Annotated in this window: 1 protein-coding gene; it reads left to right on the top strand. The window is 74.3% G+C overall.

The window, feature by feature from the left end:
* The coding region (locus tag AB0G02_RS31675; protein ID WP_360801405.1) for an amino acid adenylation domain-containing protein at positions 1-3,546 on the top strand (3,546 nt) is incomplete at both ends.

Raw genomic sequence — 3,546 nt, 5'->3', positions numbered from 1 at the left:
GGCGGAGGTCGCGGCCGACCCGGACCACAAGCTCACGGCGGTCCACGCTCCTCCGCCGGCGGTGGACGACGACTGGGACGAGCCGGTGCCGTACGCCGCACCGACCAACGCCGTGGAGGCGGTGCTGGCGGGCATCTGGGCCCAGGTGCTCGGGCGCGACCCGGTGGGCATCGACGACAACTACTTCGAGATCGGCGGCGACTCGATCCGCAGCGTCCAGCTGCTGGCCCGCGCCCGCGAGCACGGCCTCGGCATCAAGGTCACCGACCTCGTGCTGCACCAGACGATCCGCGAGCTCGCGCCCCGCACCACGCTGGTCGAACCCGAGCACACCGCCGAAGTGGGCCGCCTGGAGCTGCTCGCGCCCGCCGACCGGGAGCTGATCGGCGGCGACATCGCGGACGCCTACCCGCTGTCGGCGTTGCAGGCCGGGATGCTCTACCACAGCGAGTCCTCCGACTCCGAGCAGATCTACCACAACGTCGCCACCTACCACCTGCGCGCGGAGTACTCGCAGGCCGCGTGGCAGGAGGCCGTGGCCGGCGCGATCGCCCGGCACGAGGTGCTGCGCACGTCGTTCGCGGTGGCCGGGTTCGGTGAACCGGTGCAGCTCGTGCACGCCGAGGTGCCCACCCCGCTCACGTTCGAGGACCTGCGCGGCGTGGCGGACGTCGAGGCGGCCGTGGCCGAGCGGTTCCGCGCCGAACGGGCCCGACCGTTCGACTGGACCCGGCCACCCCTGATCCGCTTCCACGTCCAGCGCCGCACCGACGACGAGGTGCAGCTGTGGATCGTGGAGCACCACGCGATCGTCGACGGGTGGAGCGGCCGGTCCCTGTTCGCGGAACTGCTCACGCTCTACGTGCGGGCGTTGGGCCACGACCGGGAGCTGCCGCCCGCGCCGAAGGCCCGGTTCCGCACGTTCGTCGCCCTCGAACGCGCCGCGCTGGCCGACGACGCCCAACGGGCGTTCTGGACCGACCTGCTGGACGACGTCACGGCGGGCGCCCTGCCGTGGGGCGGTCCGGCGACGGGCGAGCCGGACCTGGCGATGACCGAGTTCACCGTGCCCGCCGAGGTCGGCGCGGGCCTGCTCGCGCTGGCCAACCGGCTCAAGGTGTCGGTGCGCCTGGTGCTGCTGGCCGCCCACCTGCGCGTGGTGTCCCTGCTGTCGGGCCGGGACGACGTGGTGACCGGCGTCGTCTACAACGGCCGCAGCGAGGAGACCGACGGGGACCGCGTGCTGGGCCTGGTCCTCAACACCGTCCCGTTCCGGCTGCGCGTGCCCGGCGGCACGTGGGCCGACCTGGTCCGGCACGTGGCGGACGTGGACGTCGCGATCCAGCCGAACCGCCGCTTCCCGCTGGCCGAGCTGCAACGCGCGCACGGCGGCGAGCCGCTGTTCGAGACCTTCTTCAACTACACGCACTTCCACGTCTCGCGCGACCAGCCCTCCGGCGACGAGCTGGAGCTGCTGGACGAGGACAGCGTGGTGCCGACGAACTTCCCGTTCGGGGCCGAGTTCTTCCGCGACGCCGAGACCGGCGAGGTCGCCATCGGCCTGCGGCACGACCGCACCCGGCTGGACACCGAGCAGGTCGAGCGGGCCCGCGACTACTACCTGGCCGCGCTGCACGCCCTGGTCACCGACCCCGACGCGGAGCACGCCGACGCGGACCTGCTGCCCGAGCGCGAACGGGCGCTGCTGGCGGCGTGGAACGACACCGACCGGCCCTACCCGGGGCCGCACCTGCTGCACGCCCTCACCGACGGCGACCTCGACGCGCCCGCGGTGCGCTTCGGGGACGCCGTGCTGACCTACCGGGAGTTCGACGCGCACGCCAACCGGCTCGCGCACCGGCTGGTCGAGCTCGGCGTCAGGCCCGGCACGTTCGTGGGGGTGAGCGCGAAGCGGTCGGTGGAGCTGGTCGTCGCGCTGCACGCGGTGGTCCGCGCGGGCGGGGCGTACCTGCCGCTGGACCCGGACAACCCGCCCGCCCGCACCGAGGAGATGGTCGCCCAGGCGCGGCCGGTCGTGCTGCTGGCCGACTGGGACCTGCCTGGCGCGCACCGCCTGGACCTCGCCGCCGGGTACCCGGACACCCCGCCCGCCACGGCGGTGACCCCCGACGACCCCGCGTACCTGATCTTCACCTCCGGCTCGACCGGCCGGCCCAAGGGCGTCGTCGTCCCGCACCGCGCCATCGCCAACCGGCTGCTGTGGATGCAGGACGAGTACCCGCTCGGTCCGGACGACCGCGTGCTGCAGAAGACGCCCTACTCGTTCGACGTGTCGGTCTGGGAGTTCTTCTGGCCGCTGATGACCGGCGCGTGCCTGGTCGTCGCCCGCCCGGACGGCCACCGCGACCCGGCCTACCTGACCGGGTTGATCCGGGAGGCCGGCGTGACGGTGCTGCACTTCGTGCCGTCGATGCTGCGCGCCTTCCTGGACGACGACGGCGTGCCCGCGTGCACGTCGTTGCGGCGGGTGTTCGCCAGCGGCGAGGCGTTGCCGCACGACCTCCAGCAGCGGTTCTTCGCCACCCACCCCGCCGAGCTGGTCAACCTGTACGGGCCGACCGAGGCCGCGGTGGACGTCAGCCACTGGCGGTGCCGCGACGACGGACGCGCGGTCGTGCCGATCGGTCGGCCCATCGCCAACGTCCGGCTGCACGTGCTGGACGCCCACCGCAGGCCCGTGCCGATCGGCGTGGCCGGCGAGCTGCACATCGGCGGCGCCGGCCTGGCCGACGGCTACGTCGGGCGACCCGACCTGACCGCCGAGCGGTTCGTGGCGGGCCTGTACCGCACCGGTGACCTGGCCCGGCACCTGCCGGGTGGTGAGCTGGAGTACCTGGGCCGGGTCGACGACCAGGTCAAGGTGCGCGGGTTCCGGGTGGAGCCGACCGAGGTGGAGGCCGTGCTGGGCGGGCACGACGCGGTGCGCGACTGCGCGGTGGTGGCCCGGGACGGCGCGCTGGCCGCGTTCTACGTCGGTGACGCCGACCCGGCGCGGCTGAGGGCGTTCCTGCTGGACCGGCTGCCCGAGCACATGGTGCCGCAACTCTGGCAGGCCGTGGACGCGATCCCGCTGTCCCGCAACGGCAAGGTCGACCGCAAGGCGCTGGCCGCCGCCGAGGTGCGACGCGAACGGGCGCCCGCCGCCGAGCCCGCGACCGAGGCCGAACGCGTGCTGCTCGACGTGTGGCGGGAGGTGCTCGGCGTCGAGGACGTGGGCGTGCTGGACACGTTCAGCGAGCTGGGCGGCCACTCGCTCAAGGCGTTGCGGCTGCTCACCGCGGTGCGCAAGCGGTTCGGCCGGGCGTTGCCGGTGACCGAGCTGCTCGACGGCGGCACGATCCGCTCGATCGCCGCCCTGCTCACCGGCGACCCGGCGGCGGTGGAGGACCGGCCCCGGCTGCGGCTGCTGCGCGCCGGTGGCGACGGAACACCCGTGGTGCTGGTGCACGCGGCGGGCGGCACCCTGCTCGCCTACCGGGCGCTGGTCGAGGCGATCGACCCGCGCCACCCCGTGCACGGCGTGTC

The sequence above is a fragment of the Actinosynnema sp. NPDC023658 genome, assembly GCF_040639995.1.
Lineage (GTDB): Bacteria > Actinomycetota > Actinomycetes > Mycobacteriales > Pseudonocardiaceae > Actinosynnema.
This window is presented reverse-complemented; position numbering and strand designations above follow the sequence as displayed.